At 68.9% G+C, this 21,896-nt stretch carries 24 protein-coding genes; 15 read left to right on the plus strand and 9 right to left on the minus strand.

Features of this window, described 5'->3' with window-relative positions; translation table 11 throughout:
* Positions 1–175: 175 nt before the first annotated feature.
* The 5 genes from LI336_RS00905 to LI336_RS00925 all read left to right on the plus strand — a co-directional run bounded on the left by LI336_RS00905 (position 176) and on the right by LI336_RS00925 (position 3,502).
* Positions 176–1,552 (plus strand): adenylosuccinate synthase, encoded by a 1,377-nt coding sequence (locus LI336_RS00905; protein ID WP_227130736.1) that lies wholly within the window; start codon positions 176–178, stop codon positions 1,550–1,552.
* Positions 1,553–1,597: 45 nt separating this feature from the next.
* A complete protein-coding gene (locus LI336_RS00910) occupies positions 1,598–1,795 on the plus strand; it encodes a hypothetical protein (protein ID WP_227130737.1) in 198 nt (65 codons plus the stop codon).
* A 99-nt stretch (positions 1,796–1,894) separates the two neighbouring features.
* Complete coding sequence (locus tag LI336_RS00915) at positions 1,895–2,452, plus strand: NUDIX hydrolase (protein ID WP_227130738.1); 558 nt, start codon at positions 1,895–1,897, stop codon at positions 2,450–2,452.
* A gap of 253 nt (positions 2,453–2,705) precedes the next feature.
* Positions 2,706–2,903: a methytransferase partner Trm112 gene (locus LI336_RS00920; RefSeq protein WP_227130739.1), complete on the plus strand. Its 198-nt coding sequence runs from the start codon at positions 2,706–2,708 to the stop codon at positions 2,901–2,903.
* A gap of 32 nt (positions 2,904–2,935) precedes the next feature.
* Complete coding sequence (locus LI336_RS00925) at positions 2,936–3,502, plus strand: DUF7524 family protein (protein ID WP_227130740.1); 567 nt, start codon at positions 2,936–2,938, stop codon at positions 3,500–3,502.
* 28 nt (positions 3,503–3,530) lie between these two features.
* On the opposite strand, the gene LI336_RS00930 is transcribed toward LI336_RS00925, so the two are convergent.
* Both LI336_RS00930 and LI336_RS00935 read right to left on the minus strand, forming a co-directional pair.
* Positions 3,531–4,691 carry a DR2241 family protein gene (locus LI336_RS00930; RefSeq protein ID WP_227130741.1) on the minus strand — a complete coding sequence of 387 codons (1,161 nt, stop codon included), beginning with the start codon at positions 4,689–4,691 and terminating at the stop codon, positions 3,531–3,533.
* 4 nt (positions 4,692–4,695) lie between these two features.
* The gene (locus LI336_RS00935) at positions 4,696–5,571 is read right to left on the minus strand and encodes a CbiX/SirB N-terminal domain-containing protein (RefSeq protein ID WP_227130742.1); all 876 of its coding nucleotides are present in this window, start codon (positions 5,569–5,571) and stop codon (positions 4,696–4,698) included.
* A 128-nt stretch (positions 5,572–5,699) separates the two neighbouring features.
* On the opposite strand from LI336_RS00935, the gene LI336_RS00940 reads away from it, so the two are divergent.
* Positions 5,700–7,049 carry a LolA family protein gene (locus LI336_RS00940; RefSeq protein ID WP_227130743.1) on the plus strand — a complete coding sequence of 450 codons (1,350 nt, stop codon included), beginning with the start codon at positions 5,700–5,702 and terminating at the stop codon, positions 7,047–7,049.
* Between the two features lie 43 nt (positions 7,050–7,092).
* On the opposite strand, the gene LI336_RS00945 is transcribed toward LI336_RS00940, so the two are convergent.
* Positions 7,093–7,560, minus strand: coding sequence for a DUF7521 family protein (locus LI336_RS00945; protein ID WP_227130744.1), 468 nt, complete (start codon positions 7,558–7,560; stop codon positions 7,093–7,095).
* 2 nt (positions 7,561–7,562) lie between these two features.
* Positions 7,563–7,904, minus strand: coding sequence for an ArsR/SmtB family transcription factor (locus LI336_RS00950; protein ID WP_227130745.1), 342 nt, complete (start codon positions 7,902–7,904; stop codon positions 7,563–7,565).
* 183 nt (positions 7,905–8,087) lie between these two features.
* Between LI336_RS00950 and LI336_RS00955 the strand changes: the two genes are divergently transcribed.
* From LI336_RS00955 to LI336_RS00965, 3 genes are all read left to right on the plus strand, one after another.
* Entirely contained in the window at positions 8,088–8,612 is a 525-nt protein-coding gene (locus LI336_RS00955) for a DUF7523 family protein (protein WP_227130746.1), read from the plus strand.
* A gap of 83 nt (positions 8,613–8,695) precedes the next feature.
* Positions 8,696–10,186 (plus strand): cysteine--tRNA ligase, encoded by a 1,491-nt coding sequence (gene cysS / locus LI336_RS00960; protein WP_227130747.1) that lies wholly within the window; start codon positions 8,696–8,698, stop codon positions 10,184–10,186.
* 117 nt (positions 10,187–10,303) lie between these two features.
* Positions 10,304–10,963 (plus strand): DUF6517 family protein, encoded by a 660-nt coding sequence (locus tag LI336_RS00965; protein ID WP_227130748.1) that lies wholly within the window; start codon positions 10,304–10,306, stop codon positions 10,961–10,963.
* 292 nt (positions 10,964–11,255) lie between these two features.
* On the opposite strand, the gene LI336_RS00970 is transcribed toward LI336_RS00965, so the two are convergent.
* From LI336_RS00970 to LI336_RS00980, 3 genes are all read right to left on the minus strand, one after another.
* Positions 11,256–12,995, minus strand: coding sequence for a DUF7289 family protein (locus LI336_RS00970; protein ID WP_227130749.1), 1,740 nt, complete (start codon positions 12,993–12,995; stop codon positions 11,256–11,258).
* Positions 12,996–13,334: 339 nt separating this feature from the next.
* Positions 13,335–14,147 carry an enoyl-CoA hydratase/isomerase family protein gene (locus LI336_RS00975; protein ID WP_227130750.1) on the minus strand — a complete coding sequence of 271 codons (813 nt, stop codon included), beginning with the start codon at positions 14,145–14,147 and terminating at the stop codon, positions 13,335–13,337.
* Positions 14,138–15,064, minus strand: a complete 927-nt coding sequence (locus tag LI336_RS00980) for a 3-hydroxyacyl-CoA dehydrogenase family protein (RefSeq protein ID WP_227130751.1) — start codon at positions 15,062–15,064, stop codon at positions 14,138–14,140. Before LI336_RS00980 ends, LI336_RS00975 begins: the two co-directional genes overlap by 10 nt.
* A gap of 114 nt (positions 15,065–15,178) precedes the next feature.
* On the opposite strand from LI336_RS00980, the gene LI336_RS00985 reads away from it, so the two are divergent.
* Complete coding sequence (locus tag LI336_RS00985; RefSeq protein WP_227130752.1) at positions 15,179–15,613, plus strand: DUF6069 family protein; 435 nt, start codon at positions 15,179–15,181, stop codon at positions 15,611–15,613.
* A 24-nt stretch (positions 15,614–15,637) separates the two neighbouring features.
* On the opposite strand, the gene LI336_RS00990 is transcribed toward LI336_RS00985, so the two are convergent.
* Together LI336_RS00990 and LI336_RS00995 are read right to left on the minus strand one after the other, a co-directional pair.
* On the minus strand, positions 15,638–17,152 hold the full coding sequence (locus tag LI336_RS00990; RefSeq protein ID WP_227130753.1) for a zinc ribbon domain-containing protein: 1,515 nt from the start codon (positions 17,150–17,152) through the stop codon (positions 15,638–15,640).
* Positions 17,149–18,351, minus strand: a complete 1,203-nt coding sequence (locus tag LI336_RS00995) for a thiolase C-terminal domain-containing protein (protein WP_227130754.1) — start codon at positions 18,349–18,351, stop codon at positions 17,149–17,151. Before LI336_RS00995 ends, LI336_RS00990 begins: the two co-directional genes overlap by 4 nt.
* 253 nt (positions 18,352–18,604) lie before the next feature.
* On the opposite strand from LI336_RS00995, the gene LI336_RS01000 reads away from it, so the two are divergent.
* From LI336_RS01000 to LI336_RS01020, 5 genes are all read left to right on the plus strand, one after another.
* On the plus strand, positions 18,605–19,078 hold the full coding sequence (locus LI336_RS01000) for a DUF5518 domain-containing protein (protein ID WP_227130755.1): 474 nt from the start codon (positions 18,605–18,607) through the stop codon (positions 19,076–19,078).
* Between the two features lie 117 nt (positions 19,079–19,195).
* Complete coding sequence (locus LI336_RS01005) at positions 19,196–19,759, plus strand: DUF5518 domain-containing protein (RefSeq protein ID WP_227130756.1); 564 nt, start codon at positions 19,196–19,198, stop codon at positions 19,757–19,759.
* An 89-nt stretch (positions 19,760–19,848) separates the two neighbouring features.
* Positions 19,849–20,337 carry a MaoC/PaaZ C-terminal domain-containing protein gene (locus LI336_RS01010; protein WP_227130757.1) on the plus strand — a complete coding sequence of 163 codons (489 nt, stop codon included), beginning with the start codon at positions 19,849–19,851 and terminating at the stop codon, positions 20,335–20,337.
* A gap of 170 nt (positions 20,338–20,507) precedes the next feature.
* On the plus strand, positions 20,508–21,353 hold the full coding sequence (locus tag LI336_RS01015; RefSeq protein WP_227130758.1) for an E3 ubiquitin ligase family protein: 846 nt from the start codon (positions 20,508–20,510) through the stop codon (positions 21,351–21,353).
* Between the two features lie 72 nt (positions 21,354–21,425).
* A complete protein-coding gene (locus LI336_RS01020; RefSeq protein ID WP_227130759.1) occupies positions 21,426–21,845 on the plus strand; it encodes a hypothetical protein in 420 nt (139 codons plus the stop codon).
* Positions 21,846–21,896: the final 51 nt, after the last annotated feature.

The following is a 21,896-nucleotide window of genomic DNA, read 5'->3' on the forward strand; positions in this document are numbered from 1 at the left end:
ATTGACAGACGCGCTACATAGGTCTTCTGGTCGGTACCGGGATACCGTCGGTGGGTTCCGGCCGCGACAGCGCCAGCCTGGCTCTCGCGCGCCGCGGCCACGGTCCGCGGGGAGCGACCAACGACCGACGGTATCGAAATCGGTTTATCGGGGCCTCGTGAAACCCCCCGTGTAAATGACTGTTACCATCGTCGGTTCCCAACTCGGAGACGAGGGGAAGGGCGGCGTCGTCGACCTCTACGGCGACCCTGCGGACGTCGTCGTCCGCTATCAGGGCGGCGACAACGCCGGTCACACCGTCGTCGAGGACGGAACCGAGTACAAGCTCTCGCTCGTCCCGAGCGGCGCCGTCCGCGGGAAGGTCGGCGTCCTGGGGAACGGCTGCGTCGTCAATCCCGCCACGCTCTTCGAGGAGATGGACGGGCTCCGCGACCGCGGCCTGGAACCGGACGTCCGCGTCGCCGAGCGCGCACACGTCATCCTCCCGTATCACCGCGTACTGGACGGTATCGAGGAGGAGGTCAAGAGCGAGACCGATAGCGCCGTCGGTACGACGGGCCGCGGCATCGGGCCGACGTACGAGGATAAGGCCGGTCGGCGCGGGGTTCGCGTCGGCGACCTGCTCGACGAGGACGTGCTCCGCGAGCGCATCGAGTACGTCGTCCCGCAGAAGCGCGCGCTCATCGAGGACGTCTACGGCGTCGACGTCGACGACCTCGAGGACCCGGACGCGTTCGACGTGGACGCGGTGTACGAGACCGCTCTGGAGTACGGCGAGCGCCTCGCCGCGGAGGACATGACCGTCGACGCCGGGAACTTCCTCGCGGAGAAGCGCGCGGCCGGCGAGAACGTCATGCTGGAGGGCGCGCAGGGGACGGTCATCGACATCGACCACGGGAACTATCCGTACGTGACGTCCTCGAACCCGACCGCCGGCGGTGCGGCGACGGGGTCGGGGCTCGCGCCGACGGTCATCGGCCAGGGCGAGGTCGTCGGTATCGTGAAGGCGTACCTCACTCGCGTCGGTCGTGGACCGCTCCCGACGGAGCTAGCGGGCGTCGAGGGGCAGACGCCGGGCTACGACGGGCACGCGGGCGACGACGAGGAGGAGCTCGCGACGTACATCCGCGACGAGGGCGGCGAGTACGGTACCGTCACGGGGCGGCCGCGTCGCGTCGGCTGGCTCGACCTCCCGATGCTCCGGCACTCGACGCGCGTCAACGGGTTCACCGGGCTGGCGGTGAATCACGTCGACGTGCTCGCGGGGCTCGACGAGGTGAAGGTCGGCGACTCGTACACGCTCGACGGCGAGGAGATCGAGACGCTGCCGTCGACGACCGAGCGGTGGGCGGAGTGCGAGGCGAACCTCCGGACGTTCGACGGTTGGCCCGAGGTCGACTGGGACGACGTCGACGAGTACGAGGACCTCCCGGAGAACGCTCGCGCGTACCTCGAGTACGTCAGCGACGAGCTGGAGACGGACATCTACGCGGTCGGCGTCGGCCCGGACCGCGACCAGACCGTCGTCCTGGAGTCGCCGTACGACGACTGACGCGTTACAGTTACTTTCTTAACACGTCGTCTCGTTGGGGGGAGTATGCTCCGACGACTCACCGCGTTCGTCAGGTCGTACTGGCCGGCAAGCGACGACGGCGACGACGGCGACGTCTGGGACGCGATTCCGGGGTCGCAGTACGACGGCCGGCACGCCGAATCCGGCGGGCTGACCCGCGGGGAACAGGAGGCCGCCATCGCGGACGTGACGGAGCAGGCCGAGGCGCTCGACCAGGAGTGAGTGGCTTCGGCGGCGCGGACCGCGCCTCGCGACTCTCCGGACCTGCACCTCGTTCCTGACGGAGGAACGCTTTACTCGCGGTCGACGGTACCGATACGCATGGAGGACTACGACCGGTTCGATATCTACTCGGTCGCACTCGACCCCGAGTACTGTCCGCAGTGCGGGAGCGAGGTCGGCTCGCGCGAGTTCGACGCCGGCCCGATGGACTGGTGTGGCGACTGCGAGCTCGTGTTCTCCCGCGGCCCCATCGCCGCGGTTCACGTGGTGGTCCGCGACGACGACCACGTCCTCCTGCTCGACGAACTCATCCCCCAGCACGACGGCGTCTTAAGCCTTCCCGGCGGGCACGCTCACCACGACGAAGGACCGCGCGAGGCCGTGCTCCGCGAACTCGAGGAGGAGACCGCGCTCGCGGCGACCCCCGATGCGCTCTCGCTGGTCACCGTGTATCACGCCGAGACCGACGCGGTCGCCTTCCACTTCGCGACGTACGCGCTCGAGTACGCCGACACCACCGGCACGCTCTCACCGGAAGCCGACGGGTTCGAGATCCGGCGCGAACCGGTCGACGACGTCGTCGGCGGCGCCGTCCCCATCCGCGACTCCGACCGCGAACGCGTCGCCGCCGCGTTCGACCGCGAGCACCCGCTCTGAACGGCCGTCATCGACCGCGGGCACTCGCTCTGAACGGCCAGCGTCGCCAGCGAGCGCGGCGACGATACCCGTTCGTCCGGTCGCTCGTAGAGCGTCTCCTCGCTCGTGGCGCTTGCACGCGACCCACGGAAGAATACGATCAAAGAACACGTTCGGGTCACAGCGTGCAGTCCCACCCCCGGCATCGCACCCGACGGGGTCACCGTCGCCGCGTTCCCGAAGCCTTTTGCTGTCCGTCCCCGACGCTCCGGGTATGAAGGAGTCGCTGATGGACGTTCTCTGCTGCCCGATGGACAAGTCAGAACTCGAACTGGAGGTCGACGAGCGCGCGGACGACGAGGAGGTCCTCGCCGGCACGCTCGTCTGCTCGGAGTGCGGGGAACGCTACCCCATCGAGGACGGCATCCCGAACCTCCTCCCGCCGGACATGCGCGACGACGTCCCCGCCTGAACCTTTTTTGCACTCGGTCGTGAGGTAGGTTCGTGGTCGACACGCTCACCGTCCACCTGAGTCGCGGGGAACTCCACGAGGTCGCGCCAGCGACCGCCGACTTCGAGACGGGGGGCACGTTCGAGCTCGAACTCGTCAATCACGGTCGCGCCAGTCACGTCCACGTGCATCCCGACGACGCGCTCGCTCGGGGCGTCCACCTCGACGAGACGAACCTCTACGTGGAGACGGACTCGACGCGCGTCGTCGAGGTCGCGGTCCCCGACGGGCCGCGGCCGCTCCGTGGCGCGCTCGAGATATCGGCGGGGTACGGCGCGACCGGGTCGTCCGTGGACGTCGGGATCGTCGAACGGCCCGAGCCGGACCTGCCGGTCGACGAGACGCTCGCGGAACCGGAACCGAAGCCGGCCGGCGCCTCGGGGAGCGCGCTCGACCGCCTGCTCGCCGAGGAAAGCCTGCCGGTGCTCGGGCTCGGCGTCGTCGCGGTCCTCATCGCGCTCGGTGCGGCGGTCGCGTTCGGCGACCTCGTCGTCGCAGTCGGCGCGCTCGTCGTCGTCGCTGGCGTCCTCGGAGCGCTGTACGCGCTCGTCAGCGAGTGACGCTCGGCCTCGACGACCTCCGAGGGCGCTACTCGTCGTCGGTCGGGACGCCGCAGAGGTTGCCCTCGTCGTCCATGCGTTTCTCGCGGAGGTAGCGCGTCCGCCAGCGGTTCGCGTCGTGCCGGAAGTCCGCCTCGCGCACCTCGTCGACGTCGCCGTCCGCGACGGTGTCGACGATCGCCTCCAGCTGTTCCTTCTCGCTCGGCGTCAGCTCGAACTCGTAGGTCTGGGCGTCCTCGCCCTCGAGCTTCGTCCACTGGCGGGCGGCGGAGACGACCATCGAACACGGTTCGCGACACGGGAACGCGCCGACGCCACCGTCCGCTTCGAGGTCGGTGTCCTCGTCGTACTGCCACTCGCGGCGCTTCAGGCACTCCGAGTCCGCGCAGCACGTCTCCGCGACGCGTTCGACGTGCTCGGTGCCCTCGCCGCGGTTCCACGTCTGGACGACGCCGTAGATGCCGGACTGGCGCGCCATCGTCGGCTCCCAGTGGTCGACGTCCAGGTTCCCCTCGCGCTCCCGATGCCAGTTCGCTATCGTCGCAGGATAGATCGTCTCGACGACGCTGACGACCTCCGCGCTCGTCAGCGCCGTGAACCGCCAGCCGTCGACGAGCGTCGGTGCGGCCTTCAGCGGCCGGTAGCGCCCCTTCTCGTCGAACTTCGCGACGTCTCGTGCGTCCCGGACCTCGCGGTGCGCGTCGAGTTCGTCGGGGTCGGCGTCGGCGTCGTCGACGTGCCGGACCTCGTACCGTCGGTAGCCGTCGTCGGCGAGCTCGACGGTGACGAGGAGCTGGCCCCACTGGCGCTCGATGCCGCGTTCGAGCGCGTGATACCGGTCCAGGACGTCCGTCGGTTCGTACGTCGTCCCGTGGGTCGCGTCCCCGCCGTGGCCGCGCGTCTCCGTCGGAGCATCGTGGTCGGCGACGCGCTCCAGGTACCGGAGGAAGTCGAAGCGCGCCGAGCCCTCGGTGGGCGCGACGTCGTGCCAGAAGTACCAGTTCGAGACGTGCTCGGGGTTCGCGCGCGCCACCCGACGCAGTTCGTCCTCCGAGAGCCCGCCGCGTTCCAGGTCCGGGAGCTCGAACCGGTACCCGTCGTCCGTGCGCGTGACGTGCAGACCGTCGAACGCGACGTCGTCCTCGACCGTCACCGCCGCCGACAGCGCCGCGAGTTGCTCGTCGTCCATGCTCTCAGGCCTCCGTGACCGCGGCGTCGCGCGTGTGCTCTTTCACGTACTCGACGGCGTCGGCGACGTCCGCGCCAGCGTCGAGCGCGCGCTCGAGGACGACGTCCGCCATCAGCGGTTCCGTGCCGACGGCGCCAGCGTACCAGAGGTAGTGCCCGTCGACCTTCGCGGGCGTCTCCCAGCCGTCGCGGTAGTCGTCCGTCAGCCCCATGTCCTCGGGGATGTCCTCCTGGGTGTGGTAGCCGTCCGCGACGAACAGCGGGACGACGACGACGTCCTCGCTCTCGAAGAAGTCCGTAACGTCGTCGACCTCCGGGTCCTCGTCCATGAACAGCGCCTGCACCTCCTCGAAGCGACCCATCTCGCGGATGCGGTCGGCGTGGTACTCGACGGCCTTCGCGGAGTTCTCGTTCCGTTTCGTGCCGTGGCCGACGACCGCGAGCCCGAACCCGTCGCCGACGTCGGGGTCGCCCGTGACCGATTCGGCGCGGCGAACGATCACGTCGCTCATCGCGTCGTGCGTCCCGACCGGGCCACAGTAGTGCACGGTCTTGTCGACGTCCGCCGCGTCGAGCGTGACGTGCGTCGCGCTCGTGCCGTCGGACTCCCACGCGTCCGGGTCCCAGTCGTCGAGACGGAGTTCGCGCGGGATGACGTCCTCCGTGAAGTATCCCTCCGAGATGAAAAGTGGGACGACGTACACTTCCTCGCTCTCGAGCGTCCGCAGGACCTCCCGGAAGTGCGGTTCCTCCTTCCAGAACGCTTCGCGAACCTCGTCGAACGCCGCCGTCTCCCGGATGGTGTCGGCGTGCCCGTACGTCGGCGTGCTCGACTCCGGGTTGAGGTGCGAGCCGTGTGCGACGATGACCAGCGCTTGCATACCTCGGCGTCCGGCCCGAACCGTCTTAGTGCCATCGTCACCGGGTGTCCGAACGGCAGTGTTCGCCTCGACGCCGCTGCAGGCGACCGCAACGCCTAACGTGCACGCTCCGCGAACGACCAATCGAGATGACACGAACGCGTACGGTCGTCCTCCTCGCCGCGGTCGCGTTCGCCGTCGCCCTCTCCGGGTGCTCGTTCGGTCCCGGTGGGGCCGGCGACGGTGGCGTTCCGCCGGTCCCGGACGGCGACGACGCCGCCTCGACGTACCGGGCGCTCGGGAACGTCACCGGCGACCTCCAGGTCGAGGTCGTCTCCGGCGACCACGAGAACCGTTCGACGCTCCGGTTCGCCGCGGAGGTCGGCACGCGGAACGTCCGCCAGCGCGTCACCGCACCGGCCACCTACCGAGGGAACCGCTTCGTCTCGAACGACGCGTACTACTGGCAGTACAACGCATCGGCCGACGTCGCACGGCGATACGGGCACACCGCCGCGACGTTCAACTCGACGTTCGGGACGGGCGACGACGGCGACTTCGGCGCGTTCCTCGCCGCTGCGTTCGACGCCGCCAACGAGAGCGACGGCACTGTCTCTGCCCTCCCGAACGTCGGCGTCGGCCCGGCACCCACCGTCGTCAGCGGCGACGACGGCGAGGCGTCGGCGCCCGCGCCGTCCGCGAACGTCAGCGCGTTCGTCGTCACGTACGCGGGCACCGAAACCGTCGCGGACGAACGCACGCACGTCCTCGTCGTCGAACCCGCAGACCCGGACGCGACAGCGGCCCGGAACCTCACCATCACGTACTACGTCGACCGGGAGCGGTTCTTCCCGGTGCGCGTCGAACGGCGCGCGACCGCCGACGGCGAACGCTGGTCGCACGCCATGACGTTCTCGAACCTGACCTACGGCGCGAACGTCTCCGCCTCGACCTACCGGTACGAACCGAGTGAGCGCACGGAGGTCGTCGACTACGCCACCGGCGTCGTCCGGTTCCCGACGGTCGACGCGCTCGCCGAGAACACGACCGTTCCCGTCCCCGACCCGAGCGTCCCCGACGGGTTCGAGTTCGCGTACGCTGCCGGCATCGACCTGAACGCGACCGGCGGCCAGCTCATCTACTCGAACGAGTCGACCGTGCTCGTCGCCGGCCGCTACCTGAGCGACGGCATCATCCAGTCCCGCGAGCGCGGCGTCGCGGAGAACCTCACGGTCGACGGCCGTCGCGCGCTCTACGTCGACCTCGGCCGCTCGCAGGCGGTGTACGTCTACTGCGAGGAGTACGTCGTCTCCGCTGCCAGCATCGGGCCGTACCCGCGGGACGCGCTCGTCGCGTTCGCAGCGTCCCTCGACTGCGACGACGACACGGACGACCGGACGGCTGGCTCCCCGCCACCGTCGGTCGCATCGGGTGGCGAGAGGGACGCCCTGCTCGGTGCGCGCGACGCCCGAGGGGACGAGGGCGGAACGCGACCGTGACCAGCCGGGAGCGACGCCGTGGACCGGCGGTCGTCCCCGGCTCTCAGGGACGGCGGTGGAGCGCGTACACGATGCACGCGAGCCCGGCGAGCTGGGACCCGCGCACCGATACCTGCCACGCCGGACGCAGCACCTCGGGGGCGACATCGTACTGGAACGCGAGGCTCCCGCCGAAGCTCAGCCCGAACGTCACCGCTGTCAGCAGGACGAGGCCGAGCGACAGGAACTTCATCGGCGTGCTGTCGTTCCGCCTGAACCCGCGGTACGCCTGATAGCCGACGTACAGGCCGAGCGCTGTCGACGCGGCCGCCATCGCGAGCAACAGCACCTGGAGCGCGTCGAGGCCGCCAACGCCCACCTGGAGCGGGTGTGCGAGCACAGCGACCTCGCCGGCCGCGACGAACGACCCGTCGGCGGCTTTACCGGCCGCGACGAACGACCCGTCGGCGACCTCGCCGGTCGCGACGAGCGAACGCGCGACGTCACCGGGTGGTGGTAGTGCCCCGAGCATGGCTAGAGGCGCTCGAACATGTCCGTGAACCTGTCCGCGACGTCCGTCTTCGTTTCCAGTTGCATCTCGAATGTCCCCTCTGAGAGCGTCAGTTCGACGCGCGAGAGCGTCGTGACGTACACGCTGTGGTGGTTGCCGTCGCTACGCAGTTCGGTCTCCTCCGCGAGGAGGCCAGCGTCGACGAGGTCGTCGACGCGCCGGTACACCGTCGGGAGCGACGCGTCGATGGCCTCGGCCAGCTCCTTCGCGGAGCGGGTCTCCTCGCTCGCTGCCGCGAGGATGTCTCTGGCGTAGTCGTCGTCGAGCAGCCCGACGACCGTCCGCACGTCGACGTCCTCCGGCACACCCGCATCGTCCCACTGGATTGACTTAAATCGCGGTCGTCGGCTTCCGGCCGAGAAACCGGCCCATACCGATAGCCGGCGGTCGCGTCGACCGCACGAGCGCGCGGCGAAGGCGACGCGCGTCGAAGCGGGTCGACGCGGGCGACCGCGGTACTTTTCTCGCCGGCGGACGCCCGTTCGAGCATGAGTCTCGCCGAACGCACTCGCGACGCCGCCCGCGAGCACCCGTTCCTCGTCGACGCCCTCCGCGCGGGCGTCGCGAACTACTCCGCTGCCGCCCGCTTCCTCGACGTCGACGGCGACCCGGACGCGGTCGCGACCGCACTCCGTCGGTTCGCCGACGACCTCCCCGATCGCGAGCCGACCGCGCGAGACGTCCGCGTGACGATGGAACGCGGCGTCGGCCGCCTCCCCGACCCCGCGAGTGTCGACGCGCGCGAAGTTCTCCTGGCCGTCTCCGGGACCGGCTTCGGGGCCGCGGACGACGGGAAGACCGCGGTACTCGCGACCGGCGACGTCGACCTCGACGGCGTCCGCGCCGCCCTCGACGCACTCGCCGTCGACGACGTCGCCGTGGACGCGCTCGCGCACGCCGACGACGCCCTCGTCGTCGTCGTCCCACGACTCGACGCCGCGAACGCCCTCCGGTCGGTCGAACGCGCGTTCGACGCCGTCCCCGCCGGGCCAGCCAGGACCGACCGACGCTGACCCACGGGAGACGCGCAGAGCGACCGACGCTGACCCACGCGAGACCGAGGCTTTTTCTTTCGCTCCCGGGGTAGAGGCGGGCAATGACCCTGCACGTCTCGAACACGTTGACGGGCGACCGCGAGGTCTTCGAGCCCCAGGACCCCGAGGAGGTCCTGCTCTACGTCTGCGGGCTCACGACCAGCGACCCCGCGCACCTCGGGCACGCTCGCCTCTGGGTGGCCGCCGACGTCATGCATCGCTGGCTCGAACACGAGGGCTACGACGTCCGGCACGTCGAGAACTTCACGGACGTCAACGAGAAGATCGTCGCACGCGCCGGCGACCCAGACCTCGGCGACGACGAAGCCGAAGTCGCGAGTCACTACATCCAGGAACTCCTCGAGGAGATGCGCGCACTCAACCTGAAGCGCGCCGAGGTGTACCCGCGCGTCAGCGAGCACGTCCCCGAGATCGTCGACCTCGTCGAGACGCTCGTCGAGAAGGGGTACGCGTACGAATCCAACGGGTCGGTGTACTTCGACGTCACGAGCTTCGAGGGGTACGGGAAGCTCTCGAACCAGCAGGTCGACGACATCGAGGAGCAAGGCGAACCCGACGAGCTCGCGGAGAAACGTCATCCCGCGGACTTCGCGCTCTGGAAGGCCGACGGCGTGAGCGCGGACGCGGTCCGCGAGCACCGCCACGACGACCACCCGGGCGCCGGCGACGCCGACCTGCCGAACGGCCAGGTCTGGGCGTCGCCGTGGGGCGACGGCCGCCCCGGCTGGCACATCGAGTGCTCGGCGATGAGCATGACCCACCTCGACGAGACGATCGACGTGCACGTCGGCGGGCAGGACCTCGTGTTCCCGCATCACGAGAACGAGATCGCCCAGAGCGAGGCGGCGACCGGCCAGCAGTTCGCGAACTACTGGCTGCACGTCCGCCTCCTCCAGACGAAAGGCGAGAAGATGAGTTCGAGTCTCGGGAACTACTGGTCGGTCGGCGACGCGCTCGACGCGGTCGGCGGGAACGTCGTCCGCTCGTTCCTCGTCTCCACGGCGTACCACAACGAGGCGGTGTACAGCGAGGAGACGCTCGCGGAGGCCGAGGAACGCTGGGAGCGCCTGGAGCGCGGCTACGAGACCGCGATCGCGGCGTGCGACAGCGAGGCGGCGCGGACGAAGGTCGCGGACGACGACCTCCGCGACGCCATCGCGAGCGCTCGCGAGGACTTCGTCGCCGGGATGAACGACGACTTCAACACGCGCCAGGCGGTGACGGCGCTCATGGACCTCACCGCGGCCGTGAACCGGCACGTCGACGCCCGCGACGCGTACGACTACCGCGCGCTCCACGACGCCGTCGACGCGTACGAGGAACTCGGCGGCGACGTCCTCGGGTTCGCGTTCGACGCCGCACCCGACGGGACCGCGGACGTCGCGGGCGAGGTCGTCGACCTCGTCCTCCAGGTCCGCGAGGCCGAACGCGACGCGGGGAACTACGAGCGCGCAGACGAACTCCGCGACGAACTGGAGGCGCTCGGCGTCGAGGTCCAGGACACCGACGACGGCCCCACGTACCGGCTCTGACCGTCAGGTGACGGCGACGGCCGGTACCGCCCCGGTCCGAGCGGGTCCCCGCCGTCGGCCGCTCGACCGAGACGCGTTGACGGGTGTTTTATGGTTCGTGACCGGTTCCAGTCCGGTATGCAACTCGACAACCGCACGCTGGTCGCGCTCGCGCTCGCCGCGACGCTCGCGACGGCCGGCTGCCTGGGCTTCCTCTCGGGGACGACGTCCGTGGAGGCGTCTCCGGCCATCGTCGCCGACGAGACCGCAAGCAGCAGTGACTACGAGAAGGCGGAGACGCGCGACCTGAGCGTCAACCGCACGTTCTCCGCGGCCGACCAGGAACGCACGGTCAAGGTGACGAACTGGGCGGTCGAGTACCACAAGACCGTCGGCATCGGGCCGCTCGCCGACCAGAAGGCGGCGGTGTTCGCGACGTTCACGTCCCCCGAAGTGAGCGTGTTCGGCCAGTCGTTCAACCCGCTCTCGAAACTCAGTACGAAGGACTTCGCGAAGCGCATGCAGGGCCAGTACCAGGGCCTCACGGTCGGTGACGAGGTCGACAAGACCACCGTCGCGGTCGCCGGCGAGGAGACGAACGTCTCGCAGTTCGAGGGCACCGCGACGTTCAACGGCCAGGAGGTCGACGTCTACGTCGTCGTCAGCGAACCCGTGAAGCACGAGGGCGACTACGTCGTCACCATGGCCGTCTACCCACAGGCGATGGACGGCGAGTACGAGACCGTCAAGGAACTCATGCGGAACATCGAGCACCCGACGAACGCGACCGAATCGTAAGCGAACCGCGTTACTCTTCTCCGACGTCCCCGTCGACTGACAGCACCCGCGCCCGCCCATCCGTCGTCTGGGGCATGCTGTCAGTCACCTCGACCAAGCCGTTCTCTCCAGCCTGTCCGCATGTCTGTCTCAGCGATGAGAAGCGCGCTCGTAGCGCAGGGCGCGCGACGGCGCGTTCGTTCGACGACGCCACGGCGCGCATCTGGACGAGTCGAGACGAAGGCGTCGCTCAGGACGCGTACAGCGGACGGAAGAATAGGGCGACTGCGAGAGGGGGCGACTCCGCGTGCCGTCAGCGGTCGAACGCGGTCTCGGCGCGCACGGCCGGTGCGGCCATCACGTCCGAGGGTGCGTCGACCGACGCGAACCCGGTCGCGGCCGGCGGCGACGCGACGCTCGCAGGCGCGCCGACGCCACCAGCAGGCGCCAGGTGGTTCGCGCCACTGTTGTTCACCGCGACCGTGTGCACGCTCACCTTCAGGAACGTGATCGGCGGCGGCAGCACGCCGTCAGGGAGTTGGAGGGTCGGCTCGACACTGCCCAGGTTACTGTCGTAGATCATCGAGGCGGACTGCCCAATCTCAGTTGGGCCACCGACGAGTGCGCCGGTCACCTTCGAGTTACCCTTGATCACACAGAAGTCGTAGCCCTTACAGCCACTTCCACTCAGGAGCGCCGGGTTGGAATCCGTGTCATCCAGCACTGCCTCATCGCGAGGAGCATACACCGTTCCGATGTAATGCGACCCACTCCCGCCGTTCATGGCCATCAGCATCGTGGAGTTCCCGTAGATTTGGAAATGCCTCGCATCTTCATCGTCCGCGTCACCCGCGTACGAGTTCTTCATGCTGAGGTCTCCAGTGGTGTAGATTCGGAACACGTTGTCGGTGCCGTGGTCTTGGACGTTGATGTTCCCGCCGTTGAGTGTCATGTCTCCGTCGACAATCAGAGTCACGTTACCGCCGGAGAGGTCGACCTGCATCGTCCCACTATTCAGCGTGAACCCGTCGTTATCGTAGTAGGTCTTGCCGTTCTGGAGCTCGTCTCCGGAATCAATCTGCTCGTCGTGAATCGAGCCGTTGGTTAGAGCGTCGTTGACCTTGCGTTGTATCGCCTCGTCGAGTTCGAAGAGGCCCGATTCGACGTTTTCCTCGGGACTCGAGTCCGCGATACCGCCGGTTCCGTCGGTCACTTCGCCCGTCGCTGCGACCGGTCCAGTGATTTCTGCGTTCCCGCTGTCGGTGACGATGTCCCCGTCGTCGCCACCGGTCGCCAGCACACCGTTCTCGAAATCACCGTTTGCGACTGGTTGCCCAAGTTTGACCTTGACGGTTCCCATTTCGCCAGGAGGCGAGTGGTCAACCTCCACGGCCACGTCGTTCGTCTGGCTGCGGAAGTACTCTGCCCATCCCATATAGTACTCGCTGGTGATGTACAAGGTGACGAGCTCTCCTTTCACGTAACTGTCATCGTTAATCGGGGACTCCGTTTTTAGCTTGTTAATATCGAGCTCCCCGGCATGCACGGATTCGTCGCCATCAAGAGCAGGAATCGGGAACGTAAGCGAACCGTTCTGGTACTCGACTGGGGGCCGCGATACCATGCGGGATTCCTTTCCAGTGCCGCGCCAGACGCCACCTGCCTGGTACGCGATGGTCTCACCGCCTTTCTCGTAGACGAGGGATCCGACGGTCTTATTCACAACCTCGGTTGTGCCATTGACGACGCGGATTCGCCCCGTGTTCTCTTGGCGGAACGCGGCGGTCTGGTCCTCGATGTCGAACTCCATCGACCGGTACTTCTGGCGGCCGAACGCGACGCTGGAGACGTCCTTGTTGAACTGTCGGAACGTATTCTCGACCTGGTTCTCCTGTGCGGTGTCTCTGGTCTCGTCGACGGTCGCGGTACCGACGACGAACAGCGATACCGACGCTGCGGCGACGAAACCCATCATTAGGACCACCGCGAGGACGGACGATGCCCCGTCGTCGTCGTCGCGTATGGTCACCATTCTCCGCTCGTCAGTCGCCACAGTGAGCCACCTCGCGACGACTGACGTCCGTATCCCTGCCCCGAGGGGATGGACGTTGCATTACTCCCCTAGAAAGCGTCCCTTACCAAATGTATGACGTAAAGATGCGCTAGAAACGAAGATAAAATAGCGCGCGTGTTGGATAGTACTACGATATATTGCCCAGAAGAATTTTTGAAATCGCGCTAGACGCGCTCTCGGCTTTCCTTAGCCAGTGGCCATATCCATTGGAAACTGTGCCCGATGGATCGAAGCCCTGAATTGTAAAGCAAGCGGATAGAAATGGCTGCTTGACGACAACAACACGTCTTCAATCGGTGCCTGAACGGCACGAACCGGTCAGTATCCGGTCCACTCGGGGTCCCGGTCCTCGAAGAACGCGTCGATCCCCTCGTTCTTGTCGTCCGACGAGAACAAGAGCGCGAACAGCTCGGCCTCGTACTCGATACCTTGCTCCAGGTCCATGCGCGACCCTGCCTTCACCGCCTCCTTCGCGAGCTCCAGCGCGAGCGGGCTCTTCTCGGCCATCCGCCCGGCGAGCTCGTACACGCGGTCGTCCAGTTCGTCGGACTCGCAGACATCGTCCACGAGTCCGATGTCCGCTGCCTCCTCGGCGTCGACGAGCTCACCCGACAGTATCAGGCGCATCGCTTGCCCTTCGCCGACGAGTCGCGGGAGTCGCTGAGTGGCGCCACCGCCCGGCATGATGCCCAGGTTGATCTCCGGCTGACCGAGCTTCGCGCCCGCGCTCGCGATCCGGACGTCACACCCGAGCGCGAGCTCGTTCCCGCCACCGAGACAGTGCCCGTTGATGCGCGCGACGACCGGTTTCTCCAGGTCGTCCACGTACTCGTAGACGCGCGGGCGCTTGGACGCCTCGCGCTGCTCGACGGCGTTCCGCTCGCGGAGCTCCGAGACGTCCGCGCCAGCGACGAACGCCGACGACTCGTCGGACCCCGTGAGGACGACCACCCGCACGTCGTCGTCGTCCTCGACCGCGTCCAGGACGTCCTTCAGCTCCCGGCGGACCTGCGCGTTCAGCGCGTTCCGCTTGTCAGGGCGTTCGAGCGTGACGGTCGCGACGTACTCGGCGTGCTCGCCGACGGACGCCGAGACGAGGTCGCAGTCGCCCGCGACGTCGACTACTCCCATATCGGACCCTCCTCGTCGTCGCGCTCGCCCTGTCCGGCCGCCGCGGCGTCCTCGCTCACGCCGACTATCTCGCCGTCCTCCCACACGTAGTAGCCCTCGCCGGTCTTCTTACCGAGTTTGCCGGCGCGGACCTTCCGTCGGAGGCTCTGCGGTGGCTTGAAGCGCTCGCCGAGTTCCTCCCGGAGATGCTCGAGGATGTCCAGACGGACGTCCAGCCCGACGACGTCACCGAGCTCGATGGGGCCCATCGGGTGGTTGTACCCGAGTTCCATCGCTGCGTCGATGTCGCGCGGACTGGCGACGCCCTCCTCGACCATCCGCATCGCCTCCACGCCGAGCGTGACGCCGAGACGGGACGTCGCGAACCCCGCCGAATCCCGGACGACGACCGCTTCCTTGTCGAGGTCCTCCGCGAAGTCCGTCCCGAACCGAACCGTTCGCTCGCTGGCCTGCTCGGGGACGACGACCTCCACGAGCCCCATGATGTGCACGGGATTGAAGAAGTGCAGGCCGACGGCTCGCGTCGGGTCCTCGAGCACGCTCGCGATCTCGGTGATCGAGAGCGACGACGTGTTCGACGCGATGATCGCGTCGTCGTCGACGACGGCCTCGACGTCCTCGAACGTCGACTGCTTGATGTCCATGCGTTCGGGCACGGCCTCGACGACGAGGTCGGCGTCGGCAGCCGCTTCCTCGAGGTCGGTCGTCGTCGTGATGCGGTCGAGTGTCGCCTCCTTCTCGGCCGGCGTGACCTTGTCGCGGTCGACGCCCCCCTGGAGGTTGTCCGCGATGGCGTCGACGCCGTCGGCGAGGACGGTCTCGTCGATGTCGCGCATCGCGACGTCGTGGCCGGCCATCGCGCTCACTTGCGCGATGCCGTGACCCATCGTGCCAGCTCCGAGTACGCAGATTCGCATACCAGGAACCGCGATGGCCTGGCAGGTAAGCGTTGCCCGTTCCGGTTGATTTGCCGGTATCACCCCCATCCTGGAGCGCCAACAGTTACCATCTCTCATCGCGTACGGTGGTGCATGTCAGTGTCCTCGAGGGTCGTAGCGTCGGTCGAAGGGGTCGCCACCAAGCCGTTCCGCGTCCGCGTCGCCGTCGCGGCCGTCGCAGCGAGCGTCGCGAACCTCCTCGTCCTCGCAGTCGCGCTCCTGCTCGAACTCGCACCCGGATTCCGTCCGCTCGCACCGGCGCCGATCGTCTTCCTGACGGTGCTCGGCGTCGTCGGCGCGGACGCGGTGTACGCGTTCCTCGACCAGCGCACGGACGCCGGGCACGACCTCTTCAGGACCGTCGCGCTCGCGGTGCTCGTCGTCTCGTTCGTTCCGGACTTCGCGCTCCTCGCGCTCGACCCGGCCGCGACGACCCTGGGCGTGCTCGCGCTCGTCGTCATGCACGTCGTCGTCGCCGCCATCTGTCTCGCGTTCGTCCCCGGAGACGCACCCAAAATCCCTGTCTGACCGCGCGACGACGACGGTTCCCGGTCAGCGCCGACCGGCGGGTCGGACCTTGAACCCGTACCGCGTGACTCCTTCCTGCGTGTATATCCGACGGACGGTCGCGACGACGTCGTCGCCGACGTCGACGCTGCCACCGTCGACGTCGGTCACCTGGGCGGGCGCGCTCACGGTCGCGTCGCCAGTGGGCGCGTCGAACGCGACCACGACCACGTCGAAGTCGCCGTCGCGCTGCTGTTGCTGCGCGAACTCCGGCGGCGCCCCGCCCTGCGATATCGTCGTCGCCGCCTCTATCCGGCCCGTTCCCGGTAACTGCACGTCCTCGTACGCCGTCAGCGACCCGCAGTCGCCGCACGCGCCCTCCGGCGGGAACGCGAGCGACCCGCACTCGCTGCACCGGCCTGCGACGAGTCGATGCCGCTGCGGGAGCGTCCGCCGCCACGACGGCACGCTCACGTACGCGCCACCGCCCTCCGGCGGCTCCGGGACGATCTCGTCGCGGAGGCGGAGGTACTCGGCGTAGGAAAGCGTGCGCTCGTCGTCGCGCTCCAGGACGAGCGCCGCCGGCACCGCATCGGTCGTGTCGACGACGAACGCGTCAGCGCCGGCGCCGCTGCCGTACCCCGCGACGAGCACGGGTCCGACGTCCGGGTCGTCGAGCGCTCGCGCGAGCCCCAGGAGCGCGCTCGCCGCGCCCGTGTCACCGAGGTCGTGGACGGTCGCGACCCGCTGGATCGCCTCCGCGTCAACGCCCAGTGCGCCAGTCGCGCGGTACGGCATCGCGCCGTCGGGCGCCTGCACGGCGGCGGCGTCCACGTCGAGGCCACCGTCGCCTGCGCCCTCGTCGCCGGTTCCCGAATCGAGGTCGTCGACCGCGCCAGCGAGCGTCTCCGTGAACGTCGCCCGGTCGTACGATGTCACGCCGAGGCCGTCGACGCGCTCGCTCCCGCGCTCGCGGAACCGCGTCCCGGGGCTCGGGCGCACGAACGTCCCGCGAGCGAGCGCGCTCGCCGGTCCGTCGTCCACGACGAGGAACGCCACGGCGCCGGCGCCCGCGGCTTGGTCGCGTTCGCCCGCCGGTTCGCCCTTCGGGCAGTCGCTCGCCACGACGAGCGCCAGCTCGCCGTCGCCGAGGTCGGCGTCCAACCCCGTAGCGAGCGCGCGCGTTCCGGCGCGCGTACTCCCACCGAACGACTCGTGGCGCGCGGTCTCCGGGACGCCGAGCGTCGACCCGAGCCGCACCGCGACGTCCTCCTCCTCGACGGGCGGCGTCGTCGACGCGAACGCGAGCAGCCCTATCGAGCTCGCGTCCGTCCCGTCCGCGTGCAGCGCGTTCGTCGCCGCCTCGTGCGCCATCGTCAGCGCGTCCTCGTCCGCGCCCGGCACCGCCTTCTCGCCGACGCCCGACGCCTGCACCGATCCCCACGCAGCCTCCACCTCGCTCGCCGGCAGCCGGTTCCGTGGGGCGTACGCGCCAACGGCCCGGATACCGTTCGACCCCACCGAGGCTTCGACCGTCTCGGGGGCAGCGTCGTCGCTCATCGCGCGCTCACCTCCGAGGCCCGCTCGAGGACGTGAACCACGGCTGCACCACCGCTCCCCCCGACGTTGTGCGTCACGCCGCGCTCGGCGTCCGCGACCTGTCTGTCACCTGCCTCGCCACGTAACTGCTTGTACGCCTCCACGACCTGTCCCGCGCCGGTCGCCCCGATGGGATGACCCTTCGACTTCAATCCGCCCGAGGAGTTCACGACGACGTCGCCGCCGTGGTCGCTCCGGCCGTCCGCGACGAACGCACCGGCGTCCTCCGGCGCGCAGAACCCGAGGTCGGCGTACGCCATGAGTTCCGCGATGGCGAAGCAGTCGTGGACCTCCGCGAAGTCGAGCGCGTCCGTGACCGCACCAGCCTCGTCCGCGTCGATGCCGGCGCGGTCGTACGCGCGCTCCGCGGCCATCGCCGACGCAGGCACGCCAGCGTACGTGTCCCGCTGGAAGAGGCCGACCGCGTCCGACGCCGCACCGACGCCAGCGACCCGGACCGGGTCCGTCGAGAGCTCGCTCGCGACGTCCTCGCTCGCCACCAGGACCGCCGCTGCGCCGTCCGTCGTCGGACAGCAGTGATAGAGCGTGAGCGGGTCCGCGACGACGGGCGCGTCCCGCGCGTCCTCCAGCGTGCACTCGAAGCCGAGGTGCGCGTGCGGGTTCATCGCACCGTGACTATGATTCTTCACCGCGACCTCCGACAACGCGTCAGGGTCCGTGCCGTACTCCGCGACGTGCGCGCTCGCCATCTGCGCGTACACGCCGGCGAACGTCGTCCCCGAGAGGCGCTCCCACTCCGTCTCGCCGCTCACGCCCAGCCAGTACCGCGTCGCGTCACCCGACGCGTCCGTCATCACCTCGTACCCGCCCGCGAGCACGAGGTCCGCCATCCCCGACTTCACCGCCTGCACCGCCTGGCGGACCGCGTACCCCGACGCGGCGCACGCGTTCTCCACGCGCGTCGTCGGCACGCCGTGCAACCCCACGTGCTCCGTGACCGCCGGCCCGGACAGGCCGATCTGGCGGCCGCCGACGCCGAGCGTCCCGAGCACGGCCTCGTCGACCGCGTCCGGGTGGAACTCGCCGTCCACGGACTCGACGGCTTCCTCGTACGCGGTCGCGAACAGCGACCGGTAGCTCTCCTCCGGGAACGAGCCGAAGTCTGACTGGCCCGCACCGACCACGTAAGCATCGCGCATACTCGGACCTGCGTCGGCGGCGCGCATATAATTCAGGGAACCAGTCGCCGACGCGGAACCTGGACAGTAGCCCAGTCCATCCCTGCTCGCGCTCGGTGTCGTCCCGAGTGCCACGTTCCGCTCGACCGGGAGCCCCTCCTGCTCGCTGTCGGCTCGCTCGCAGTCGTGAGCGCCGTCCTCGCACAACTCGTCGGCGCCGCCGCGGTCGTCGCCTGACCCATCACTTTTCACCCAGAACGCGGAAGCACACGGTATGTCCACAGGTGCTCCCCGCGACGACCCGCTCCAGCCGCTTCGAGACGCCACCGGCACCAGCCTCCCCGCCGTCAGCCTCGTCGGCGCGGTCGTCGCGTTCCTCACCGGCTTCATCCCGGGGTCACCGCTCGTCGGTGGCGCGGTCGCGGGGTGGCTCCTCCGCGAGAACGGCCGCCGCGGCGCCGTCGCCGGCGCACTCGCCGGGTTCCTGTTCTCGCTCCCGACGGTCCTCGTGCTCTGGGCGATCTTCACCGTCGCGCTCGGCGTGACGCTCCTCGGCGCCATCCCCGCGGCCGTCGGGTTCGTCGTCGTCCTCTTCGGGCTCGGCGGCGTCGCGTACACGCTCGGGCTGGGCGCGCTCGGCGGGTACCTCGGCGTCGTCGCCTACCAGCGCCGCTACCGTCCCTCGTCGACCGACGACACCTACGGCCAGCGAACGCGCGAGGACCAGTTCGACGACACCCAGTTCTGAACCAAAGCGACCGAACCACTCCACCGACCCTCGAACGGTCGAACCGGCCGCGAACCCGTTTCTCGACCCCTGAGACAGGAGGGCCTGGTTTACTATCTCCGCCATCGTAGTAGATGCATGAACGAGTACTCCACCACCTCCGATACCGGTCGCTCTCGCAGCGGGTTCGTCAACGCCCTCCTCGGTGCGGTCGTCATGGTCGTCTTCAGCTGGATCCCGTTCGTCCCCGTCGTCGGTGGCGCGCTCTCGGGCTACCTCGAAGCCGGGGAACGCGACGGGACGCGGTCGGTCTCGCGACGCGGCGTCCGCGTCGGCGCGCTCGCTGGCCTGCTCGCGGCGATACCTGCCCTCCTCGTCATCGGGCTCGTCGGGTCGCTGTTCACCGTCGGCTGGGTCGGCCTGGTCGCGTCGAACGGTGGCGGCCCCGGCGTCGCGCTCGGCCTGCCGGTGTTCGCGTGGGTCGTCGTCGTGTTCGTCGTCGTCGTCGCCGTCGTCTACCACGTCGCGCTCGCCGCACTCGGCGGGTGGCTCGGCGCGGAACTCGCCGGCCGCGACGACCGTCGGTTCGACACGACGCCGTCCGCTGACCGCCGCGAGGCCCACGACTCGCACGAGGCCCACGACTCGCACGTGGAGACGGAGGACGCGACCGGCGACGACCGCGAGGACGTCGACCGGTAGCGTCGCGACGACACCGGGCCGGTCGTTCCCGCCCTCAGGGGGTGAAATCGACCACCATCGTTTTTACTGACACCCTGCGAAGGCGGGGTATGGCTTACAGCTACGAACCCCACTACTTCGAGGACATGGAGGTCGGGAAGACGTTCGAGAGCGCCGGACGCACCGTCACCGAGTCGGACTTCGTCTTCCATTCGATGTTCGCGGACGACTGGACGGAACTCCACACGAACGCGGAGTACAGCGAGGACGGCCCGTTCGGCGAACGCATCGGGCACGGCCCGATGACGTTCATCCTCACCACCGGCATGGTCCAGCGGTGCGGGTTCGTCGAGCGCACCGTCATCGCGTTCCTCGGCATGAACTACATGGACGTCCCGAACCCGCTCACCATCGGCGACACCATCAACGCCGAGTTCGAAGTGACGGACAAGCAGGACTTCGAGAGCCGCGAGGACGCCGGCCTCGTCGTCATCGACGGTACCACGTGGAACCAGGACGACGAAGTCCTCCTCGAGGGCGACATGAAGTTCATGTTCAAGAAACGCGCCGCGTACGAGGACGACCCCGAATCGCCCTGAGCGTCGATTCCGGCGATAGCCCCGACTAGCCCTGAGCGTCGATCCCGGCGATAGCCCCGACTAGCCCTGAGCGTCGATCCCGGCGATAGCCCCGACTCGCCCCGAGCGTCGCCGTCGTCGCACGAGCACAACCCAATGGATTTTTGTCAGCATGACGACGAGTGTTGCGTATGTCGGTACTGTTCAGTCTCGTCGGACTCGTCGTCGGCGGCCTCGCGACCGTGTGGGGCTACCGCCGACGCGCGTACCATCAGGCGATCTCGGGAACGCCGACCTCGCGCGTCCTGGACGTCGACGAACCCGGCCTCGTCGAACTCAAGGGCGAGGTCGTCGCGACCGGGGACGACGCCGGGACCATGGAGGCGCCGCTCTCAGGCGAACGCTGCGTCGCCGCCGGCTGGGAGGTCGACGAATGGGAGGAGGGCGGTGACAACAGCTCGTGGCACGAGATCGCGGAAGGATACGACTCCGTCCCGTTCCTCGTCGACGACGGGAGCGCGGAGATACTCGTTCGCCCCGGGTCGAACGCGGACGCGAGCAACTGGACGTCGAACATCTCGCTCGACGGGCTGGACGACAGCGTCGCCGTCGACGGCGTCACCGTCGACTTCCAGCATCTCCCCGTCGAACACCAACTCGAGCCCGACGACCCGACGCCGGCGCGCGTCGAGGAGTTCGAGCGTCGGGCTCCCGGCATCGACGAGCAGACCGGGTCGATATTCAACGCCATCGACTTCGGGAACGCGCACGGCGAACGCAAGTACAAGGAGGGCGTCGTCCAGCCCGGCGACAGCGTCTACCTCCTCGGGACGGTCGAACCGAAGGACGGCGACGCGCACCCGGACCGACGGCTCCGGCCCGAGGACGCGGTCGTGACGCCCGCGGGCGACGACGAGTTCATCCTCTCGACGCGCAGCGAGGACGAGTTGCTGAGCAAGAGCCGGTACGGGCTCCCTGCGATGGTCGGCGGCGCCATCGTCGTGGCTGCGAGCGTCCTCTACGCGGTCGGCCTCTGACGCGGGACGCGCCTCGAAGCACGAGCGCGGCGAGTGCGAAGCGTTTTGCGTCCTGGGCTGGGACTACGGCGCATGGACGTTCGGTCGTACCTCTCCTCGACGCGATTCGCCGTCGTCGTCACTGCCATCGCCGTCGCCATCCCCACGGGCTACCTCGTCACGGACCTCGCCGCGAACGACTCGCTTGGCTTCCTGACGATGTTCGTCCTCGGCGTGTCGGTGCCGCGGACGTACTCGCGGTCCTGGCCCGAGCACGAATCGCGCTGGCACGGCGTCGCGTGGGCGGTCGGCGCGTGCGTCGCCGCGCTCGTCGTCCTCCTCGTCGCGCACGTCGGCACGAGCGCCTTCCTCGGCGAGTTCTGGGCTGCGGTCGGCGCGTTCCTCGTCGTCGAAATCTTGCTGTCCGCCGCCACACGCTCGCTCGAATCGGCCGAGGCGGCCGCCGAGAGCGACGAGGACGCGGCGACGACCGACGTGGACGGGTCGGACTGACCGGCCGCGATGGCGCCCCACCGCGGGCGGTTCGCTCCGCGCTCGGGTTCC

The organism is Halorubellus salinus, from assembly GCF_020567525.1.
Lineage (GTDB): Archaea > Halobacteriota > Halobacteria > Halobacteriales > Natrialbaceae > Halorubellus > Halorubellus salinus.

What these genes read in the sequence shown, in the direction of transcription:
- LI336_RS01015 (WP_227130758.1), top strand. Translation starts at nt 20,508, where the DNA reads ATGTCGGTACTGTTCAGTCTCGTCGGACTCGTCGTCGGCGGCCTCGCG.
- cysS (WP_227130747.1), top strand. Translation starts at nt 8,696, where the DNA reads ATGACCCTGCACGTCTCGAACACGTTGACGGGCGACCGCGAGGTCTTC.
- LI336_RS00915 (WP_227130738.1), top strand. Translation starts at nt 1,895, where the DNA reads ATGGAGGACTACGACCGGTTCGATATCTACTCGGTCGCACTCGACCCC.
- LI336_RS00995 (WP_227130754.1), bottom strand. Translation starts at nt 18,351, where the DNA reads ATGCGCGATGCTTACGTGGTCGGTGCGGGCCAGTCAGACTTCGGCTCG.
- LI336_RS00940 (WP_227130743.1), top strand. Translation starts at nt 5,700, where the DNA reads ATGACACGAACGCGTACGGTCGTCCTCCTCGCCGCGGTCGCGTTCGCC.
- LI336_RS01010 (WP_227130757.1), top strand. Translation starts at nt 19,849, where the DNA reads ATGGCTTACAGCTACGAACCCCACTACTTCGAGGACATGGAGGTCGGG.
- LI336_RS00905 (WP_227130736.1), top strand. Translation starts at nt 176, where the DNA reads ATGACTGTTACCATCGTCGGTTCCCAACTCGGAGACGAGGGGAAGGGC.
- LI336_RS00990 (WP_227130753.1), bottom strand. Translation starts at nt 17,152, where the DNA reads ATGAGCGACGACGCTGCCCCCGAGACGGTCGAAGCCTCGGTGGGGTCG.
- LI336_RS01020 (WP_227130759.1), top strand. Translation starts at nt 21,426, where the DNA reads ATGGACGTTCGGTCGTACCTCTCCTCGACGCGATTCGCCGTCGTCGTC.
- LI336_RS00945 (WP_227130744.1), bottom strand. Translation starts at nt 7,560, where the DNA reads ATGCTCGGGGCACTACCACCACCCGGTGACGTCGCGCGTTCGCTCGTC.
- LI336_RS00985 (WP_227130752.1), top strand. Translation starts at nt 15,179, where the DNA reads ATGTCAGTGTCCTCGAGGGTCGTAGCGTCGGTCGAAGGGGTCGCCACC.
- LI336_RS00910 (WP_227130737.1), top strand. Translation starts at nt 1,598, where the DNA reads ATGCTCCGACGACTCACCGCGTTCGTCAGGTCGTACTGGCCGGCAAGC.
- LI336_RS01000 (WP_227130755.1), top strand. Translation starts at nt 18,605, where the DNA reads ATGTCCACAGGTGCTCCCCGCGACGACCCGCTCCAGCCGCTTCGAGAC.
- LI336_RS00965 (WP_227130748.1), top strand. Translation starts at nt 10,304, where the DNA reads ATGCAACTCGACAACCGCACGCTGGTCGCGCTCGCGCTCGCCGCGACG.
- LI336_RS01005 (WP_227130756.1), top strand. Translation starts at nt 19,196, where the DNA reads ATGAACGAGTACTCCACCACCTCCGATACCGGTCGCTCTCGCAGCGGG.
- LI336_RS00980 (WP_227130751.1), bottom strand. Translation starts at nt 15,064, where the DNA reads ATGCGAATCTGCGTACTCGGAGCTGGCACGATGGGTCACGGCATCGCG.
- LI336_RS00955 (WP_227130746.1), top strand. Translation starts at nt 8,088, where the DNA reads ATGAGTCTCGCCGAACGCACTCGCGACGCCGCCCGCGAGCACCCGTTC.
- LI336_RS00930 (WP_227130741.1), bottom strand. Translation starts at nt 4,691, where the DNA reads ATGGACGACGAGCAACTCGCGGCGCTGTCGGCGGCGGTGACGGTCGAG.
- LI336_RS00935 (WP_227130742.1), bottom strand. Translation starts at nt 5,571, where the DNA reads ATGCAAGCGCTGGTCATCGTCGCACACGGCTCGCACCTCAACCCGGAG.
- LI336_RS00920 (WP_227130739.1), top strand. Translation starts at nt 2,706, where the DNA reads ATGAAGGAGTCGCTGATGGACGTTCTCTGCTGCCCGATGGACAAGTCA.
- LI336_RS00975 (WP_227130750.1), bottom strand. Translation starts at nt 14,147, where the DNA reads ATGGGAGTAGTCGACGTCGCGGGCGACTGCGACCTCGTCTCGGCGTCC.